At 66.8% G+C, this 17977-nt stretch carries 7 protein-coding genes; all 7 read right to left on the bottom strand.

Annotated elements, in window-relative coordinates; translation table 11 throughout:
- Window positions 1–8: 8 nt before the first annotated feature.
- The 7 genes from AB0M43_RS27700 to pglW are packed head-to-tail and all read right to left on the bottom strand — an operon-like array spanning window position 9 to window position 17973.
- The gene (locus tag AB0M43_RS27700) at window positions 9–2114 is read right to left on the bottom strand and encodes a DEAD/DEAH box helicase (protein WP_363728708.1); all 2106 of its coding nucleotides are present in this window, start codon (window positions 2112–2114) and stop codon (window positions 9–11) included.
- Window positions 2111–3421, bottom strand: coding sequence for a BREX system ATP-binding protein BrxD (gene brxD / locus AB0M43_RS27695; RefSeq protein ID WP_363728707.1), 1311 nt, complete (start codon window positions 3419–3421; stop codon window positions 2111–2113). The genes AB0M43_RS27700 and brxD overlap by 4 nt, the downstream gene beginning before the upstream one ends.
- 9 nt (window positions 3422–3430) lie before the next feature.
- Window positions 3431–3877 carry a hypothetical protein gene (locus AB0M43_RS27690; protein ID WP_363728706.1) on the bottom strand — a complete coding sequence of 149 codons (447 nt, stop codon included), beginning with the start codon at window positions 3875–3877 and terminating at the stop codon, window positions 3431–3433.
- Entirely contained in the window at window positions 3874–6462 is a 2589-nt protein-coding gene (gene pglZ / locus AB0M43_RS27685; protein WP_363728705.1) for a BREX-2 system phosphatase PglZ, read from the bottom strand. The genes AB0M43_RS27690 and pglZ overlap by 4 nt, the downstream gene beginning before the upstream one ends.
- Window positions 6459–10136: a hypothetical protein gene (locus AB0M43_RS27680; protein WP_363728704.1), complete on the bottom strand. Its 3678-nt coding sequence runs from the start codon at window positions 10134–10136 to the stop codon at window positions 6459–6461. Before AB0M43_RS27680 ends, pglZ begins: the two co-directional genes overlap by 4 nt.
- A complete protein-coding gene (gene pglX / locus AB0M43_RS27675; protein WP_363728703.1) occupies window positions 10133–13702 on the bottom strand; it encodes a BREX-2 system adenine-specific DNA-methyltransferase PglX in 3570 nt (1189 codons plus the stop codon). Before pglX ends, AB0M43_RS27680 begins: the two co-directional genes overlap by 4 nt.
- The gene (gene pglW, locus AB0M43_RS27670; RefSeq protein WP_363728702.1) at window positions 13699–17973 is read right to left on the bottom strand and encodes a BREX system serine/threonine kinase PglW; all 4275 of its coding nucleotides are present in this window, start codon (window positions 17971–17973) and stop codon (window positions 13699–13701) included. The genes pglX and pglW overlap by 4 nt, the downstream gene beginning before the upstream one ends.
- Window positions 17974–17977 lie beyond the last annotated feature (4 nt).

The following is a 17977-nucleotide window of genomic DNA, read 5'->3' as shown; positions in this document are numbered from 1 at the left end:
GAGAACACTCAGCGGATCGTGAATCGCGTGTCCTCCGCAATCACGACGAGCGCGCCGTCCGTATCCGCCATTCGAGCAGCCAGCGTTGCGATTGCCAATCTTTCAGGAAGCGCGGCGCTGAACTTGAGCCCTGCCACAGCCTTGGGGCTCACGTCCGGGAGACACACGCGGTCCGCCAGGTCAGCCGTAGCTTCCTTCCACATCTCAACAGTGAGATCCTCGCGCAACCGCACGGCGAACTCATCGAAACGCTGCATCGGATCAGCCAGGTCCCCGAGCGTCGCGATCAGCGTCGCATTGGCGCGATAGCCGGCCCACGTCCACCACTGAACATCCTCGTTGGACTCCCGAATGACGAGATTCCCGCCAGGATGAGCCTTGTCCATACCCTCGTCGCGGATCTCGGCGAGCTTGTCCACCGCCCGTTTGGTCATCCGCACCGGGGGATCCTCGCCGAGAAGCACATCCCGCATGGCCCGAGCCAGGGAGAACGAGAGTCCCAAGCCGCCCATGCCGGTCCACCTGGCCTTGCCGCCCCGGTCGGCGGGCTCGACGAAGCACCGCCGTCGGGTCCAGTCGATGAAGGTCACCCGCCAGCTGTGCCCGGCTAGCAGCAGCAGACGCGGTCCCTTGACCTCCTCGGTGAGCAGCTCCGGAGAGGTCCGGCCGATCTCGGTCCGCCCCGTCAGCACCGTGAACTCAGGCGCCGCTGTGAACACTGCGGTCATGTTCATGAAGTGCCGGTGCCCGAATCGCCGCTCGGCCTCCGGGCCGATGAAGAGCATGCCCGCATCCTGGTCCAGATACCCGGCATCGACTAGATTCCTCACAATTGGGGCGGCAGCGGTGCCGAACGGATCGAGACCGTTCCACCACTCGCCCCACAGTTTGTCTCCGACCCGTCCCTCCTGGAGGCAGAGCGCGAGCATCTGTTGCGCGACGATGTGCCGGGGTTCCGGGGGCGCGGTCACGGGTTCGACCCAGTGCCGCCCCCACAACGCCAACAACCCTGCAGCCCTCAGGAGCCCATGACTGTCAAGAGCCAGGAACAGACAATTCCGGGTACTCCCGGGCCGGCGTCCCGTACGTCCCAGGCGCTGCAGGAACGACGCGACCCGGGTGGGTGCGTCGAGCTGGATGACCCGGTCGAGGTCGCCGACGTCTATCCCCAGCTCTAGGGTGCTCGTGGACACGACCACGCAGTCCTTGGCCTCAGCGAACGCCTGCTCTGACCGGCGCCGTTCTTCATAGGCGAGCGACGCGTGTGACAGGAATGTGGTGACGCCCTTGGCGCGCAGGGCCGCACCCAGCTCCTCGACCAGTTGCCGGGAGTCGCAGAACACCAGGCGTTTCTCGCCCTGGTGCAGGGCTGCGATCACCTTCGCCGCGTTGCTCACGGAGCCGACATAGTCAAGTTCGATGTCTCCCGGCGGCGGCTCGCCGGGGGTGATAACGGCGACGTCCGGGGCGATGACCGTCGCAGCTCGGACCCCCCGGCCGGAACCCTGCAGCCAGTGCAGCAGCTCCGCGGGGTTGCCTACCGTGGCGGAGAGCCCGATCCGTTGCACCGGCCGACCGATGAGGTGGGTCAGGCGTTCGAGGACGGCGAGGAGGTGCCAGCCCCGGTCGTCACCGGCGAAAGCGTGCACCTCGTCCACGACGATGGCCTGTAGTCCGGAGAAGAAGGCTCGGTGGTCGGTCTTCGCACTGACCAGCATCGCCTCGAGCGACTCCGGCGTCGTGAGTAGCACATCCGGGCGATCACGCAGGATGCGCTGCCGGGCGGAGGCGGTGACGTCGCCGTGCCAGACGGCCGCGCGGCGGCCCAACCAGTCCGTGTAGCGCTCAAGTCGGGGGAGCAGGTTGTTGAGCAACGCTTTCAACGGACACACGTACAACACCGAGGTTCCCTGCCACCGGGAGGTCTCCATCCTGGTGAGCAGCGGGAACATGGCAGCCTCGGTCTTGCCGCCCGCCGTCGGTGCGAGCAGGAGCGCGTCCTCGCCCGCCAGTACCGGTGGAATCGCCTGTTCCTGGAGCGGCCTGAGCCCGGGCCAGTTCAAGGTGTTGACGATGTGGTGCAGCACCACTGGGTGCAGGTCGTCGACGCTCACAGGTCGAGGGCGATGTCGTCAGAGCTGGCCGCGTTCCGTTCGACCTCGGTCAGTTCGCTGCTGGATACCGTCAGCTCGAAGTGTCGGCGGGGATCGAAGTCGGGGTGCAGCTCGACCGGATCAAGAACGCTGGCCACCAACTTCTTCAGGAACAGCCGGGGTGCGACACCCACCTTGCCGCCCAACCGACCGGCTACGGACCGGGCGAGGTCGGTGAGGTACTGGTCGTCGACCAGCGAGTGCAGGCGGGCCGACGCGGGGGAACCGGCAGCGTAGAGGTCCCGCACCTTGCCGCCGAGTTCGGTCAGGGAGTCGACGGAGAAGCTCGGCAACCTGATTTGCACTGCCCGCGGATTGTCGAACCGGGGCTCGGCCGAGAAGTCCGTCGCCAGCCTCTGGGCGAGCGGAGCGAGCCGCTGTACGCCCTGCTGACCGTCGTAAAAAGCGGGGGTGCCGGTGATCACCAAGTAAAGCCCGGGGAAACGGCCCGAGTGCACCTCGTCGATGAGTTGCCGGAGCGCGTTGAGTGCCTTGTCCCGGGCGTCGGAGCGCACCCTCTGCAGGGTCTCCACCTCGTCGAGGACCAGGAGCAGCCCCGGATGACCACAGTCCCTGAGCACGGTGAGCAGGCCCTGCAGGAAGCTCCAGGCTGCCCGGGTGTCGATGTCACCCTTGACGCCGGCGACCCTGCGAGCGCTCGCGGCGACGTGTGGTTGGCCGCCCAACCACGCCAGGATCGACTCGGCGACGCCGGGCTCGGCTTCGGCCACGGCCGTCCGGTAGCCGCGCAACGCGGTTGCGAAGGTGGGCGCGGACCGGCTGACCTCGGCGAGGCGCTCTGCGAGCAGGGACTCCACCGCCTTGTCGAGGGCGGGACCGTCGAGCTCGGGTTCGGCCTGCAGCGCGTCGTGCTCGAGTGTGTAGAACCAGGTGTCGACGATCTGCCGCAGCGCGCTCGGTGGGAACGAGCTCGTGGTGAGCCTTTCCGTCAGCCGTCGGTACACGGTCTCAAGCCGGTGCAGGGGGGTTTCGTTCTCGGAGATCTGGACCTCGGCGGTGGCCAGGTTCGCGCTCTTGGCCCGCTCTGCCAGCCAACGGGCGAAGAACGTCTTTCCTGATCCGTACTCGCCCCGGACCGCCTTGAACACGGCGTCTCCGGCCGCGACGGCCCGGAGATCCTCGTCGATCGCGGAACTGAACCGGCCGAGGCCCACGGCGAAGAGGTCGAGGCCGGCCTCAGGCACCGCACCTCGGCGCAGGGCGTCGATGACCTGGCGGCGCCGGACGGGGCTGACTTGAACGGTCACGTCGCCTCCCTAGATCTGGAACTGTTCGCGCAGGAGCGCGACGTCGAGCCGGACGGCGCGCCCGTTGTCTGTCCTCGACACTACGGGGTTGCCCTCGACACTGAGCAGACCTTGCAGCGTGGTCCCGAACCCGTGTGCCCTAGCGGATGTCGGGAGCGGAGGTCGTGCGTCCAGCGGCTGGAAGATCAGCCGATCACGAATCATCTCGATCTTCGCTGGAGCCAGGCCGGTGTGCACGATGAGTTCGTCCGGGGTGCTGGGACCACCGAACTCGGTCCGCTGACGGATGATCAACTCCGCCGTGTCGGGATGCAGCCCCGACTCGGACGTGAGGATGTGGGTGGGCAGGTGGTTGACGTCGACTAGACCGCCGTCGTCGTACTGCTGTGGCAGGTCCGGCCGCCCGATCCGGCCGCGACGTGCCGGTGCGGGGTGGTGCGGGACCTGAGGGGTCACTCCGAGAGTCCGAACTGTTCGATGAGCTGTTGACGGTTGAGGCTGGCGGTCCGGCCGTTGTCGATGATCTCCAGCACCGGATAGCCGTCGACGTTCATGACCCGCTGGACCATGGTCAGCAGCCCGCCGGCACGACTCGCGGCGACTCCCGCGCGCTGAGCGGCGACAACTGCGGGCAGCACACCCCCGGCCTCTAGAAGCGCCGACAGCGCGGCATGGAGCTGCTGCTCGGTCAGGCCACGGGGAAGCTGTGCGGTCAGGGCCTGGAAGAGCTCGGAGGACAGCAACGTGCCCAGGAGCAGCGGGGTACGGACGCTCTGCGGCTCCGGAGCGGGCTGGACGGAGGGAGTGACCGGCTGCTGAGCCGTTGCCGCGACGCGCGTGGCACCGGGCCCGGACCACCACACGGGCGGTTGCACATCGAGCGCCACCCAGTCCGTGGGCGCGTCGACTCCGGCGGGCATGAGGGCCAACAGCGGAATCGTCACCTCGGCGAGCGAAGCACCGCCGTGATAGCCGGCCTTACGCTTCTTGTAACGCAGCTCAGGATCCCACAGCGCGACCACCCGGTTGCCTGGTGCCATGACGCGCGTACCTGCCAATTCCACCTCGCCGTCTGCGGGCGGCTCGGAGCCGGTCCGGTGGCGCGCGGACGCACTGTCGGCGGCCGCCAGCATCCGGCCTTCACGCTGCAGAATATGGCCGTGATCGCTGGTGATTACCACGGGGCGCTGGTGCCGGCGAGCCTGCTGCAACAGGGTGTGCAACAAACCGAAGTGCGCGAGCTTCCAACTGGGATCCGCCCCTTCCCGGCCACGGTCGAGCGCGTCGTCGACCGTGTTGATGACGACGGCGACAAGCTTGCCCGAGTCGTCCAGTGCCTCGCGCAGGTCGCTGTCGAACATCTCGCCGGCTTCGCCGTACAGGCTTCCTTTGTGGAAGAGCGCGGCTTTGGGGTACCTCTTCGTGAAGGCCTTCCTCTCCGTGGAGTCGTTGCCGACGCACAACTCTCCGGCGAAGAGCGACGCGCGGGACACCGAGGTCACGGTGGGCAACGCGGCGAGGATTCCCCGCCGAGAAGCGGGACCGGTGCCGCCCAGCGGGTCGTATTCCACCCACTCCTCGGGGCGGAGTTCCTCCGCGAGTTCCACAGCAACTGCGGCACTCATGCCGTCGAGTACGACGAGCAGGGGCGCCGGGCCGCGGCGCAGAGGTGTGATGACGGTCGACAGCAGGTCCTCGACGGCGAGAGCGGCTCCGACGCCTCCACTGGCGGACAGGCGGTCAGCGAACACCTTGTCGAGTTGCCGCCGTCGCGCGGACGCCCGCTGATAGACGTCCTTGTACGCGGCCTGCAACGCCGGCTGGGTGTTCGCGCCGGCCCACACCTGAGCGAGTGCCCGGTCGACCCAGCCCCAGTCCGAGACCTGGCGGCGGATTCCGTTCCCGACGTCCGTGGGTCCATCCTCATCGAGGAGGGTCCACCGCTGGAGCCGGACCGCCATCCGGGCACGCTGAACCCGGCCGGGGTCGCGATCCGCGAGCCGATGAGCCTCCAGCGCCAACAATGCCTGCTCTGGATCCAGGCTCTTCGTGGTCAGAGCCGCGCCCACAGCAGCGATCCTGGCCTCCAGTCCTGCGGGCAGCAGGTCGCTGAGCTCGGCCGCTGAGGGCGACTTGAACGTGCCGAGCAGGAGGTTCTCGGCGCCGTCGAGCGCGGCGCGTCCCCGCAGAAGTTCCGCCGGGACCTTGCTGTCCAGGAGCCTGTCGACGTGCGCCCGGACCAGTGCCCAGAACGCGGTGAGCGTGGGCTCGTCGAGATCACGCGTGAATTGCTCGTACCGGCCTTGGGCCCGGTCGTCGCCGACAGCGGCCAGTGCGGCGCCACTTAGTCCCAGCGCGAGTACCTGTGCCGCGTGTCCGGCCTCGACCAGGCTGAACAGCGGCCGGACAGCAGGACCGAACTCCCCGGTCAGCCAGGTCCCGAGACCGGCGCGTTCAGCGTCCCCGAGAGCCAGGAACGCGGCCACCTGACTCGGCTGGGAGCTCCAGGTGAGGAGCGCGTCCGCATCGATGTTCTGCGCGGCGATGGAGAACCGAACCCCGGCGAGCTGGCGTAGTGCCACCGAACGCGTCAACACGGTTCCCGGCAGCTTCGGCCAGCCCGAGGCGGGCTGTGCGGCGATGAGCGACTCGGCGGCCCAGTCACCGAGGTTCACCAGGTCCTGTTCGGGGCGGGTCATGCCGAAGACCTCGACCACGGCCTGCCACGGGTCGATGGGGAAGAGTTCCTGGCGGTGGATCCGGCTGATCAGCCCGTCGCCGAGTTCCGCCCGCGTACGGTCCGTGAGCACGACCAGCACCTCGTCGCCGCTGTGCCCGACCACCTGGTCCCAGAACGCCAGCGTGGAACGGCAGGGCGCCACCCGGGCAACTCTCCCATCCTCCAGCGCGAGCGTCAGGTCGGCAGGCCACGACGGGGCGGCCCGGAAGGCGAGGACCGCGCCGCCGGCGTGGTTCTTGAGCCGGCGGCGGACCTCCAGCGCCAGGGTCTCCCTCGATACAAGCGGGGCCGCGCTGCTCATGACTGCACCCGCCACGTGATGTCGAACCGTGCCCCCGGCTTCTCCTCCGCTATCGCGCGTAGCTCGTCCAATACCGCGCTCAGGCCGGCCGCGTCGACGGCCCGACTGCCCTCGGTCACCACCACTCCGGGCGGGACGGGCGGCAGCGGCGGCAATGGATCCACAGGCGGCGGGGGAGTCGTTTTCACCAGGGATCTGGCCAGCGCCCGAGCCTCGTCGCGCGCCTTGTGTAGCGCGGGCACGAGCTGCGTCACCTTCTCGTCGGCGCGTGCCGCGGCGCGGAGCCGGTCGAAGATCGCGTCGGATCCGGGCGCCCCGACGATCAGGTCGAGGGCGTTCCAGTCCATGGACTCCATTGCGGTGATCAGCCCCGGGGCCGAGGACATGCTCTTTGCCAGCCACTCGGGCGGGCAGCCCAGGTCGGTCTGGGCGAAATGCTCGATGACATCGATCTCGGAGTTCCGCGAACCCAGACCGTCGAGGAGGTCGACGGCCGCCTGCGCGGTGTGCAACCGACCTTCGCCGTGGTCGAGACCCAGGTGGGTCTTGTGAACTTCCAGTTGCAGGAGCAGCGGGTGGGTGCTGTGCCGGAGTTCAGCGGCCTTCTGCGAGAGCTCGCGGACGAAGCTGCTGACCAGGCGGGCGCTGAGCACCGGCGGCTGGTTGATGCCGAACAGCTTCGCGGCACGGTCACCTGCGGTGGCCCAGTGCCCGGCGTTCGGCAACGGCAGCAGGCGGAGCACCATTTCGGGTCGAACCGCGTCCACCTGGGCGACATCGGTCCGGGCGCCGTGGGTGTGGAACGAGTAGTTGTGCTGCTCGGCGAACGTGACGACCACCAGGTTGGCCATGAGGGGGTCGAGCCCGCGCCTGCTGCGGGGCCCCAACTCGTGGAGCAGGTCGGAAACCTGCAGCTCCGCACCGAGTCCGAGACCCCGGAAGTGCTGGATCCAGTAGTCGCCGAGGACCAGGGCCTCCAGCGGCATCTCGCCGAGCTTGAGCCCCTCGGCGAGGGTCTTGACCGTCGACTGGTCCTTGTTCTCGATGATGACCCGTCGGCCGTTCACGATGGCTTCCCGGGCGTAGCGCAGCACGGTGGCGGCGTCCCCCGGCTTGACCGGCAGCTCCCGACCGCCGCTGGTGTCCAGGTTGGGATGGTCCGGGTACTGCCACCCCAGCACCTGGTGCACGATGCTCTTCAGCGCGTCCGGGAACTTGGCCGCCTGCGGGAGTGTCGGGCTCAGCCCGGTCCGCAGGGTGAGCACGTGGTCGTCGTACACCCCGCTGATGTCGTTGGTCTTCTTCTCCGCGAGCCCGTAGGCGGCGCGCAGCACCCCACGGAGCCGCTGTCGGAGCGTCTCGGCCTGCCGCTCGAGCATCACCTTGGCCTGCTCGCGGTCATCCCGGTTGAGGTGGCTGGCCAGCGTCGCGTACCGCTTGTCGTTGACCGCGTACTCGATCCGGGCCAGCCGGCGCAGGTCCGCCCGCCGCTGGTTGGACAACTGCGCGGGTACCCAGCACACGGTGTTCGACGGCCGCGTCGTCCGCAGCGCCTCGACCCGGTTGCGGTCCTCGACCGGCCCGATCGTGCCCTCGTCGAACGGGTAGTCGATGATCAGCCGCCAGCCGGTCTCCACCAGCGGGGCGAACTCGTCGTCGCGAAGGTCTGCCTGGTCACGAACATTGCGGAACAGCACGCCGACCTTGCGGCTGCTGCCTCGCCAGACGATGGTTTTCTCGTCCTCGTAGGCTTCGGTCGGGGTGATGCCCAGCTCCGCCCACAGGAGCCGCTTGACGATGGCCTTCTGCTCACCGGGATCGTGCGCCGACGGCGGCACATTGGTGAGCACACTCTCCACGTCGACGCCGGCCAGTTCCAGGGAAACGCCCGGATCGTCGCCCTCAACGAACCGGATCTCGGGGAATTTCGAGGCCCACGCCTCCACCTTGTCGGCGACGATCCGGGTGGCCATCTGCTTGGTCGGGTCGACGATGCTGCCGTGGTTGAGCGCGGCGAGCCGGCTGGCCGTGAGCCCGTAGAGCGCCGGCACATTGGGCGCGAGCGCCTGCAGGAGCAGAGTCTTGATCAGCCGGTCGTCACCCATGAACGCCCGGATCCGGCCCTGGGTCGCGGGGTCGTCGGACACCCGGCCGTGCCGGGCGCCCTCGATCTCGTCATCGGTGAGGTCGTACTCGTCGCGCAGGTGCGGCTTGAGGTGATCGCGGTACAACTTGTCGGCGGCGTTGAACTGGTCCTTCAACTGTGTCGTGAAGGGCCGGTCGTCCCCGTCGGTCAGCACCGTGTACAGGTCACCGAGCGGGATGATCTCGCCCAGCCGCAGGTCGTCCCGGCGCTTGACCAGCAGTGACCGCATCAGCTTGAGCCCGGTCCGGGTGCGCTGCAGGGCCCCGGCGACATAGACCAGGGTGGAAAGGAAAGCAGGCGTGAACGGGTACGCCGCCCGGAAGTCGTCCACGGTCGACGCGACGCCCTTGTCCGAGCCGAGCAGCACGTCCTTGACCGCGGGCCGGAGGTTGTTGGTCCGGGTGAACGCCTCGTCGATCCGCGCGGCCGCCTCGGGGCTGACCGGCTTGAGAAGCCGCTGCCGGGTGATCTCCGGCAGGTTCTGGTCCTCGAGCGTGATGATGTCGAAGCGCGCCTTGGCCAGGTCCAGGGTCTGCTGGATCCGCTGGTCGTTGCCGCCGGTCATCGCGTCGCTGAAGAAGTCCCGCAGGTCGCGCTGCCGCGCGATGAAACTGATGATGGGCAGCGGACGGCTGGCGTTGCCACTCTCCACGAAGTTCGTGATCTTGTGCAGCTGGCTGGCGACGAAGGCGGGGTCCCCGCTGTGGTTGGCGAGCCAGAGCAGCAGTTCGTCGAGGAACAGGATCAGGCCGTCGAAGCCGAGCCCCTTGGCGTGCTCCGCGATGACGGTCAGGCCCTCGTCGAGGGAGATGAACGAGTCGGCGTTCTCCGCCGCGTACGCCAGGAAACTGCTGCCCCACGGGCTCTTCGTGAGCGCGTCGGCGAGCCGGTTGCGCTCCTCACTGTCGTGCTTGGCGGCCAGCGCGGAGTCCAGAGCCTCCGTGGTCCACGCCGTGTCGCCCCAGTCGTTCTCCCCGGGCATCGCGGCCAGGAACTGCTCGTCACCGACCCGGGCCCGAATCTCGGCAGCCTGCTTGAACAGCGCGTCGTTGCGGTGCACGGCGGGCAGGACGGCGTCCGGGAACTTCTCCTGGACGAGCCGCAGGTAGCCGCCGAGCACCTTCTGCTCGATCGACTTGGCGCCCATCATGTAGTACGGAACGAGGAGGAACTTCTTGTCCCGCAGCGTCGAGTCGTACTTCTGCAGCAGCGGGGCGAACTCTTCCCGCTTCCGCGCGGCCTCCCGGCCCTCCAGCAACGCGTGCAGCACCGCCATGAAGTGCGACTTACCGGCGCCGAACGAGCCGTGCAGATAAGCGGCCTTCGCTTCGCCCGCCGCGACTGACGACGAGATCACCTGCAGCGCCTCGTCGAAGTTCTTGTGCAGCCGGTTGGTGATCACATAATCCCGGAGCGCGGCGTCCGGGTCACTGACCCCCTGCGCGAGCTGCAGGACGAGATCGCTGTCGCTGGTGTGCTCCGGAATGTCGATGAACTCGCGGAGCAGCGGCGCCTGGCTCACGGTCACGCGTCCTTCCTGCGACGACCCCGGGCTGCCGACGGCGGCTGCCACGAGGTGAGGGCGTCCTCGGTGATGTGCTGCTGCTGGGTCTCGCCGGTGTAGAAACTCGTGTACACGTCGGCCGGGTTGTAGCCCAGCAGGGGATCGAACGTGCCGTGCCACTGCCGCAGCCACGGGAGCAGCTCCCGCAGGCCGGCGAGCAGCGGGATCATCATTTCACCGGACCAGCCGTCCTCGCTGACCCTGTGGGCGGCGAGCGTCACTAGGGCCTGGGCCTGCTCGCGGTGGTCCCAACCGGCCCAGCCGAGCAGGAGGGCCGGGTCACCGGTGCGGCCGGCGTGCGGATAAGAGATAAACCGCTCTTTGGGTACGTCGAGCTTGCCGCGCTGCTGCCAGAAACTGGTCTTACGGAAGTCCGTCGGCTTGTACTTCTCCGGCACCGGGATCGTGTCCCGAATCTTCTTCTTCGCGGGCTCGTCGGGCGCGGCGTCCTCTGAGCGCTGCAGGTCCCAGACGTGCTCCCAGCCCCGGCGCTTCTCCATGCCGGCTGCGGTGTAGCGCAACGGGGCGAGGAACGGCACGTGCTGGTCCTCGACCAGGTCGGCGACCAGCTTGTCGAGATCCTTGCCTGGGTCGTAAAGCTCGGCGACCGACACGAACTCGGGGTCACGACGCAGCTTGTCCGCCAGCTCGAACGTAGTCTGGATCTTCGGCTGCTCGATGCCGTCCTCGTCGAGCCCGAACCACAGCTCGCGGGCCTCGGCACGGTCGAGCAGCCAGTTGCGCAGCGCGGTATCGAGCATCTTGTCGAAGCCCTCGGTAGCCCAGCGCCGCTTGCACTCGGGCCGCTCGATCAGCGCGATGTTCCGGTTACTTTCGATAACCTCAATCCGCTTCAAAACCATTTCTTTGTACGCGGCGGGCCAGTGCTCAGGCAGCTCGGTGATTGGCGTGGACCCATGCCGCTCAAACCATTCGATTTCTGATTCCATTCTAGCGAGAACGATCTCGAATGCGCGTTGCCCAAGCTGCACTTCCGGAAATTCGACTATTGTGAGGTCCTCCGGAGTCAGGCCATACAAGTAATAAACTTTCCAGTCTAATTCTTCCTGGCTGGCGATCATCTGCGCTCTAGTTGAGTGCCATTCAGTGCGAGCTTTCTGGACCCGTGCTATCGACGGGGTGGCTGTTGAAACGACAAGTTCAGGGCTGGCGGCCGCAGATTGGATTGCAAAAGAGTCGATTCTGCGACTCAGTTCCAGCGGATATTCTTTTGGTAGTGGGAGCTTGCTGACGTTTGTGCTGTTGAACTGGTAGTAATGCTCCCACTCGTAGCGAGCGGTCGACCGTTCTCCGCCCCGATTTCCCTTGTCTTGACACATTTGCTTCAGCCAGAAACATGCCAGCGAGCTATTCAAGAGGCCCAGGATTTGAAGGTGATCGTCTTCAACTGAATCGGATGGCAGCTTCAATATCGGTGCGGTTCTATTGAAGACTGCTTCGTCTCGACTGAGTATGAAGTGATTGTGTGTTGTAATCTCGCTGAATGCAATGGACCATGGGTGCATTGGTTCATCTCTTGGGAGTTGGTGCCACTCCCACCATTTCTTGCCAGCGATGCTGTACGTCTGTCCTGACCCGATAGTTCGAGCCCAAAGGGTTGACCTCCAAGGCCAGAAGTGCGACTTGAATTGGTCGGGTAGAGACAGCTCATCTAAGGCACGCTTGTCCAATGAGTAAGGCATCACTGTGAGGTCGAAGCCTTGAGAATGCCAATCTCGAACCTGATCGCCACGGCTGGATCTTGTGGCGAGTAGACTTGCGTGATGTCGAGCGAATCTTCCTTCGTTGGGCAGGGTGAAGAGCTCATCCGCATGAGAATCTCCGTAGAACCCAGCACGTGCAATTCGCCCATTAAGGCGACCGGCTTGCCGTCCCTCAATCTCACTAAATAGGGCATTGGCGCCACCGCCCCCGAGATTCCATGGGTGTGTGCTGTAGTGCTCGCGCGGTAGGTCTGCTGAGCTAATCCATGCGCTCTCAGAGTCAGGTTGGTTGACTTGGCGCACGATGGCTTGCCAAACCAACCCTTGGCTCGGATTCACGGGTTCATTCGGTTCGCCGCTGACGCTAAGCAGCACTCGGATCCCGCTTCCTCGATTGCGCACCCTGTGGCGCCCGATCAGGATGACCGTCGGAGTGCCATGGCTTGGAATAAATGCGCCCGATGTATCGAGGATATGGGTCAGGTCAACTCTGTGGGCAAAATATTTCTCGATTACGAGTTTGCCGAATTCTCTTTTCATGAAAGAATTGGCTGTAATCTGACCCACGAATCCAGAATTTCTTCCATACGCGTCTTCCCGCGTGGCGAGCTCGAAGAAACGTTGCGCGAATGGAACCGACAATGCGTAAATGCCGGTGCATGAATCGTATAGAGTCCGATAAAGCTTTTTGAGGCTCTTGTCTTTTACTGTTACATACGGCGGATTGCCTACCACTGCATGATAGCGGCCTGGGTCGAGGATGCTTGGAAATTCGTGAACGTCCTCGGTGGAGTAGGAAAATTCTGCGATGCCTGCCTCGGAAATTGTCCCATCCTGTTTTACAAGTTCCATCTGGCGGTGTTTGATTAGAGAGTCGCCGATGGCGAGGTTCAAGGCGAACCGGACGCCTCGGATACGGCGTAGGTTCTCGTAGCCAGACGCTTTCATGGCGGCGATTAGGAGGCGGAAGCGGGCGATGGCGATCGCGAAGGGGTTGATGTCGACGCCGTGGACCGCGTTCAGGGCCAGGTTGACCAGTTCGTGGCGGTCGCGGGTCGGGGCCTCGTCCTCCCACACCTTCAACAACCGATGGAACGCGCCGAGGACGAAGTGGCCCGAGCCGCACGTCGGGTCGATCATCCTGACCACGTCGTGGCCGAACTCGTTGATTGCTGGGGTCAGCGTCAGATCGAGGATGAACTCCTCGACGAACTCTGGAGTCTGCAGCAGCGCATACGTCTTCCGCGCGGCCTCGGACAGATCCTGATACAGGTCGCCGAGGAACCGGGTGTCCCACTCCGGATCCGTGAAGTCGTGCACCAACCCGGAAGCGTCCTGCCGCCGCCAGAACGCGATCAGCCCCTGCGCCCCCGAGTGACTGACCCGGATCTGGTACGCCGCATTGTGCTTCTGGTCGAACAGCAGCCGCCCGGCCTGGCTCTCCCCGATCGTGTCGAACGCCTTCAACAACCACTCGGGCAGCGTGTCGGTCGGCCGCTCCTCGAAGTACCGCTGCTCCGCCTCCTGCGCCAGCACCAGCCGATCACCCTGCCCGGCCAGGAACGGCTGCTCCAGCAGCAGGTTGTCCTCACAGAACCGCACGAACACGCTACCGAGCACCCACGCCACGGCTGCCTGTGTGACCCGCTCGTCCCGCCAAGCGGCCCACGTCGAGGCGGTCCGCCCCAGCTTGAACGCCCGCTGGTACTCTTCCTCCAGGTTGGCAGGAACCTGTGTGACCAGGTCCTTCTCCAACGCGGACACCTGCTTCTTCAGATCGTTCAGCAGGGCTTTGCGGTCGATCACGCGGCGCTCCGGTGGGTGTTGTCGATCCAGCTGTTGGTGAGGACGATGCGCTCGTTCTCCATGGCCGGCACGATCGTGCCGTCGAGCCGAGGCGCCAGGGTCGGGTCGTCGGCGGGACAGAGCACCCACAGGGCGCCCGCCCCGGCCCGTGCGGCTTCGACCAGGTCGTGCAGGAGACCCATCGCCTCGTACTTGGCGAGGACCCCGGCGTCGTGCAGCAATACCGGTCCCGGGCCGTCTCCCAGGGTGTTCTGCAGCGCGGGGAGTACCCGCCGCCACGCCTCGCCGGTCAGCCGGACGAGTGGCTTCTCCTCACCGGAGCCGGGCACGTCGGCGTTGAGCACGGTCTCCCAGGTGGGCTTCGGGCGCTCGTCGACCAGCCCGTGCAGCTCCGCCATGAACAAGGTGGCCACGCTCACCGGCCGGATCCCGAACCGATCGAGTTCGGTCAACGCGACGGCGCCGTCGGACAGCCGTACCGTCAGAGCGCGGAATCCGCCGCCCTCTGCGGCCAGGAGGCGTTCCTCAGTCCGGTTGGCCTCGGCACGTTCGGGGGTGTCGTCAATCCGGTTGCGGGTGGTGACCGTGTGGTGCCGGAGACGCCGGGCGGGCGCGGAGCTCGAGTTGTGCGCGGGAGCCGCGATGTAGGAGTCCGTCGCGGGATCGTAGTCGCGCAGCGTGCTGAAACCGGCGGCCTGCAGTGCGGCTAGCAGTTTGCGGTGCTTGGGCAACTCGGGCAGCTCGGGGAACCGGGCCTGGACGCGCTGGCTGATCAGTTCCCTGGTCAACAGCTGATTCTTGGAGGGCAGTGTTCCGGCCTGGGCCAGGCGCAGTGCCCGTTCGGGCGGCAGGTCCCTCGGATACAGCTCCAGTCGGGGGGACACGGCGGCCGTTGCCGAGGCGAGCGCGGAGAACTGCACCATCTGCCGGTCGTCGACGCCGCAGGTGTTCGGCACCACGGCCAGGGCGGTCAGCACGGTGGCCGGGCTGGGCAGCGACTCCTGCCGGACGAGCCGGTCGGCGACCTGGCCCAGCTTGTCGACATAGTCGACCAGGGCGGGTCCGGCCGGCGTGTCCGGTCCGTCGTTGGGCCCGACCTCCAGAGCGAGGATCATCGGCCGGCCGTCGCTGTACCTCTTCAGCTTGAACCGCGGATCGTCGGACAGCGCGTCGAGTTCGTAGACGGCCCGCAGGGCGGCCAGGCCGAGCGCGGTCCGGAGCCGCTCGTCGGTGTGCACCGATCCGCGCCGGGGCGGCAACACCTTGGCGAGGTCGAGGACTCTGCTGACCCGGCCGGCGTCGGCCAGAAGTTCGATGACCTCTGCGCGCAGGCCGTCCTTGAGCAGCGTGTTGGCGTGCCAGCGCTTTCGCTGCTTGGTCAGGATCTGGGCGATCCGCCCCGGGGTGACGCCGAGCGCGGCGGCCACCGCAGGCTGCTGGGGCCACGCCGACAGCGCGGGAAGGTGCCCGTCCGCGTCGGGCAGACCGAGGAGCAGTCGGGTCGCCTCGATCTCGCTGGCGTTGCCGTTGCTGCCACGGCGGGGCTTGGGCAGCAGCTCGGCGACGATCGCGTCGAGACTGGCCTTCTCCGGCCCGACGGCGGGGACGACCGGGGTGAGCTTCTCCACCTCGTCGAGCCGCGACCGCCACTCGCCGATCCTGCGGAGCAGTTCCTTCCGGGTGTTCGCCCCCGTCCCAGCCTGGACCGTGACCCTGGAGCTCAGCGGAAGCAGGTCGCCGACCGTGTGCGCGTTGAGCCGCAGCGCCGCATCGAGAGCTCGCTGACTCAACCCGGAGCGGACGAGAGGCGTCTCCCGGGTGGCGGCAGCCGCCTGCTTGTCGAGTTCCGCCTCGATCCAGGCGCGTTCCTCCGGGGTGTCCTCGACGGGCTCCGGGTGCACGGACGGCGGGGTCGCGTCGGCGGCCCGGAACACCTGCTGCCAGGCATTCCGCAACTCTTTCAGCGACGGGTACCGCGCGGAGGCGTCCCGGTGCAGAGCGCGCGTGAAGAACTTCGTCAACCCTGGGCGCAACGCCTCGTCGAACGCCTCGACGGCGAGTACCGGTGGGCCCTCGGTGAGCTGGGGCTCGGTCGCGCCGTCGCCCCAGACCGGAAGCTCGGCCGAGGCCATCTCGTGCAGGGTCACAGCCAGCGCGTACCACTCGGCCGCGCTGTCGTACCGCTGTCGGTCGCTCGTACCCAGAAAGGGGTCCAGGTAGCGGGGTGTTCCGGCGGCGATCTCCGTCACCGGGCTGTTGGCCAGGGAGAAGTCGAACACGACGAGTTGCCGGGTCCGGTTCTTCCGCACCTTGATCGCGATGTTCTCGGGCTTGAGGTCCCGGTGGGTGACCGCCATGCCCTCCAGGTAGTCGAGGGCCTCGAACAGGTCCCCGCTGTACCGCTCCAGGTCGTCGATCGTCAGGCGGCCGTCCTCACGGAGCTTGCGGGCGACGGTGGTGTCACCCGCGTGCTCCAGGACGAGCACCTCCCGGTCGCCGAGCCTGATCGGTTCCGTGCGGGCGAGACCGATGACCCGTGAGTCCTTGAGATCGCGCAGCACTGACGCCTCGTGCTGGAGGCGCGGGGTCTTGTCGTCGGACAGGCCCACCTTGAGGACGTGCTGGGCGCGGCTCTCCAGGTGCTCGGCGAGGTACGCCCGACACGTCGAGCCGGTTCCCAACCGCTTGACGATCCGCCACTCGCCGATCACGTCGTCCGGGACCGCGACCAGCGGGTCGGGTTCGACCACGGAAGGTTGGACCGACGGCGCCGTCAACTCGTCCTCGACCATGGTCAGGAGATCGAGGAACTCGTCCACGGTGGCGAGGCGCTGCAGGGGTGACGGTGCCGTGGCGGCCTGGACGAGCACATCCATCGAGGAGGAGATCGAGTCCACCAGGGCGGACGGTCTCAGTCCCTGCTCCTGGCCGAGCCGCTGGACGAGTTCCGCCCTGCTCCCGGCGGGCGGCTTGCCGGTCAGGATCAGGTACGACAGGGTGCCCAGCCCGAACACGTCGAGGGCGACGGGGTCACAGTCGGCCGTCTTGAGTTCGGGTGCCAGGTACACGTGTCCCGACACGTCGAGGTGATCGTCCATGTGCGGGGTGCGGAGGACGATCGGGGCATCCGTGTTCGAGGTGTTCCGGTTCGACCCGGTGGCCGCACCGCGGGTGGCGGTCTGCCAGTCGCTGATCCGGAGCACCGGGCTGAGCCAGCCGTCCTCGGCCGCCCCTCTTCGACGGGTCGGCTCGACCAGAACGCTCCGGGCGGACAGCGCCTGGTGCCTCAGCTGCCGGCTGTGCGCGTACTTGACCGCCTCGGCGAGCTGGCGGATCAGCTCGAGCCGGGTATCGACATCCAGCAGCGCACCGTACTGCACCATGTAGTGGTCCAGCCGCATGGACTCCGGCCGGTACTGGAAGATCAGCGCGGGGCCGACCTCATGGGAGGCGTAGTCGAGCACCTGGACGATGTTCGGGTGGCTGATGCCCTTGAGCGCGCGCATCTCCCGCTGGGCGGCGCGCTCGACCACGTCGCGGTCGGCTGCGGCGATCCCGTGCTCTACCAGGTACAGCCGGATTCGTCGGTGCTCGTTTTCCAGCTCGCGGTGCGTGGCCCTGTGGTCCTGCCAGGTCGGGCCGGAGTCGAGGGGAACTCGCTCCAGGTTCCACAGCCCAACCTGGTAGTGCTTGCGGCTTCTCGCGATACCCGCCGCCTTCAACCAGTCGGGCAGCTTGCGGGAGATCTCGGGTGTGACTCGCTGTTTCTCGCTCCGCGGTGCCTCGCCGAAGACCGTGCTGATGTCAGGTAGACCCTGCGCGGTGCCGTACACCCAGTGAAGTTGGTGATCTGGCAGGTCGACCTGCATACCGGGTTTCGACAGAAAAACCACAGGCTGTATGAACGGTACCGGCAGCCTCGAGTCTTTTTTTGACCGTTGCAGCAGCGACTTGAGCCTTTTGGCTTTCGCGTCGGCCAGGTGGAGCGGATTGTCGAACACCCGGGTCTTGCCGTGCGCGGAGTAGATCCAATTGGAGCCCGAGGCGGTCAGTGCGCCCGAATAGCTCTTGATCTCGATCAGGTAGAGCCCGCTGCGGGTCGCGACCAGCAGGTCGACCTCGTAGACGTGTCCGGTGTCCGCCGTGAACGTGAAGTTGGACCAGGCGCGGTAGGGCTCGGCGTCCGGCAGGAGCTGCTGGAGGTAGCTCAGCGCCTCGCGCTCGTGTTCGAACTGGGAAGGGGTGACGGTTTTCCAGCGCCCTTCCAACATGAAT

Origin of the sequence: Longispora sp. NPDC051575 (assembly GCF_040681875.1) — a bacterium.
In the GTDB taxonomy this organism is placed as follows: domain Bacteria; phylum Actinomycetota; class Actinomycetes; order Mycobacteriales; family Micromonosporaceae; genus Longispora.
The sequence above is the reverse complement of the archived record's forward strand: the minus strand, read 5'-3'. Positions and strand labels throughout refer to the sequence as shown.